Here is a 2315-nt window from a genome sequence, read left to right as displayed (position 1 = left end):
GTCCACCCCCTGACCGCCCGCGGCCCGCTCGCCGGGGCGCTGCGCGCCACCGGCCTCGCCGGATCCGCCCACCTCGCCGAGAAGCCCCGGCTGGAGGTGATCCCCACCCTGTCGACCCGGACCGTGGCCGTCGCCGACGACCCCACCACCCACCTCAAGCTGCCGCTCGCCACCGCCACCCTGGGCCTGCGCAACCGGCGCACCATCAAGCCCGGCACCCTGCTCGACGGCGAGACCGGCCAGCGGCTCCTGGAGGAGATCATCGCCCGCGAGCCGCGCTTCGCCGGCAGCGTGCTCCTCGCCGACGAACGCACCCACCTCGGCGCCGGCCACGAACTGCTGGCCGCCCTGGTCCGCCGCTACCCGGCGGGCCTGGGGAACGCCCATGTGGTCACCGTCGCCGGGCTGCTCGCCCGCACCCCCGACGGGCGGCTGGTCGCCGACGCCCTCGCCGAGCGCTACTACGGCGGCTCCCTCGTCGCCCTGGTCGACGCCTATCTGACCCTGCTCCTGGACTGGCACACCACCCTCTTCTCCTACGGCATAGCCCTGGAGTCCCACCAGCAGAACACCTCCGTGGTCCTCGACGAGACCGACGGACGGCCCCGGATGCGGCTGCTGCTGAAGGACAACGACGGGCCGCGCGTGCACTCCGTCCGGCTGGCCGCCCGGCTCGGCGGCGAGGCCGCCGACCTCCTCGGCTTCGACGACCGGCGCATCCTCGTGGCCGGCGACGGCCCGGTCGCCGACGTCTTCGCCACCATCACCGTCCATCTGTGCGCGGGCGCCCTGGCCTTCGAACTGGCCCACCTGGGCCGCGGCGGCCTGGAGCCCTGGCTGCGGCAGCTGCGCGAGCGACTCGCCGAGGCGCTCGGCCGGATCGCGCCCGGCCCAGCCGCCGTGCTGCGCGCGAGGGTCCTGGACGCCGACCGGCTGCCGGTCAAGGCCATGATCACCGCCGGCACCCTGCTGACCAAGGAGCGCTCGGGCGCCGCCGACATCAACAAGCACTACGTCGACGGGCCCAACTACCTGCGAAGGGCGGCCCGGTGAGCACCGTCCTCGCACCCGCGCGGCGGCGGGAGCCCGCCGTCCTGCGCACCCGGCAGATCCACGCCGTGGCCGCCTGCTACTTCGTCGCCTCCTTCGCGGCCCTCGGCCTGCCGCCCTATCTCACCGAGATCCTGCCCTCCCTCGGCGACCGCGAGGCCCGCTGGGCCGGGCTGCTGTACATCGTGCCCACCGTCTTCGGCGCGCTGTGCGCCCCCGTGTGGGGCCGGCTGGCCGACCGCTACGGCCGCAAGCGGCTGCTGCTGCGGGCCCAACTGGGCCTCGCCGTCTCCTTCGTCCTCGCCGGCTGGGCGGACAGCCTGCCCGCCTTCGCCGCCGCCCTCGTGCTGCAGGGCGTGCTCGGCGGCACCTTCGCCGCCTCCAACGGCTACCTCGCCGCGGCCATCGACGGCCACCGGCTGTCCTGGGCGCTCACCCTGATGCAGGGCGCCGCCCGGCTCGCCCTCGTGGCCGCGCCCGTCGTGGTGGGCTCCCTCTCGCCCTGGATCACCCCGCACCGGCAGTACGCCGTGCTCGCCGTACTGCCGCTGGCCGCCGCCCTGATGCTGGCCGCCCTCCCCGAACCGCCGCGCACCCGGCGGGACGAACACCCGGCGCCGGACACCGGGGAAACGGCGGGGGACGGCGGGGACACGGCGGCGGACCCGACGAGCCCTGCCACGGGGGCGCTGCGCACCCTCTACGCCCTGGAGTTCGCCTTCGTCCTCGCCACCGTCGTCTCCTACCCGTACCTGATCACCCTGATCGGGCAGCGGCTGCCCGGGCTCGGCTCCGTCGCCGGCGGAGTGCTCTTCGCCCTCCCGCACGTGTGCTACCCGCTGCTCGCCAAGCCCGTGCACACCGCCGTGGCCGGCCGGCCGCTGCTGGGCGCGGTCACCGGATTCGGGCTGGTCGCCGTGGCCCTCGCCGGGCACTGGGGCGCCGGGACCATGGCCTCGTTCGTCGTCCTGCGACTGCTGCTGGGCGCCGGGATGACCCTGGGCCTGGTGAGCCTCTCCGCGCTCGCCGCCGACGCCAGCCGGGGACGCCGGCCCGGCCGGATGTTCGGAACCCTGGAGTTCATATCCAAGGCCGGGGCCGTCGTCGCCGGAGTGGTCGCCGCCCTCTCCAACGACGTCTGGGGCCCGGCCGCCCCCATCGTCGCAGGATCCGCCGTCGCAGCCCTGACGGCGATCGTCAGCACGCCCGTCCTCCTCCGCTGGAGTCGCTGAAATGTCCTCAGCCCCCACTGCCTGTCTCTTATC

The 2315-nt window shown here is 75.2% G+C and carries 2 protein-coding genes; both read left to right on the top strand.

What is annotated here, in order from left to right:
* The coding region (locus tag K6I33_RS34370) for an IucA/IucC family protein (protein WP_275126853.1) at nucleotides 1–1053 on the top strand (1053 nt) is incomplete at its 5' end.
* Nucleotides 1050–2282, top strand: a complete 1233-nt coding sequence (locus K6I33_RS34365) for an MFS transporter (RefSeq protein ID WP_229358726.1) — start codon at nucleotides 1050–1052, stop codon at nucleotides 2280–2282. The genes K6I33_RS34370 and K6I33_RS34365, both read left to right, overlap by 4 nt.
* Nucleotides 2283–2315: the final 33 nt, after the last annotated feature.

Source organism: Streptomyces sp. UNOB3_S3, assembly GCF_020740895.1.
In the GTDB taxonomy this organism is placed as follows: Bacteria; Actinomycetota; Actinomycetes; order Streptomycetales; family Streptomycetaceae; genus Streptomyces.
This window is presented reverse-complemented; position numbering and strand designations above follow the sequence as displayed.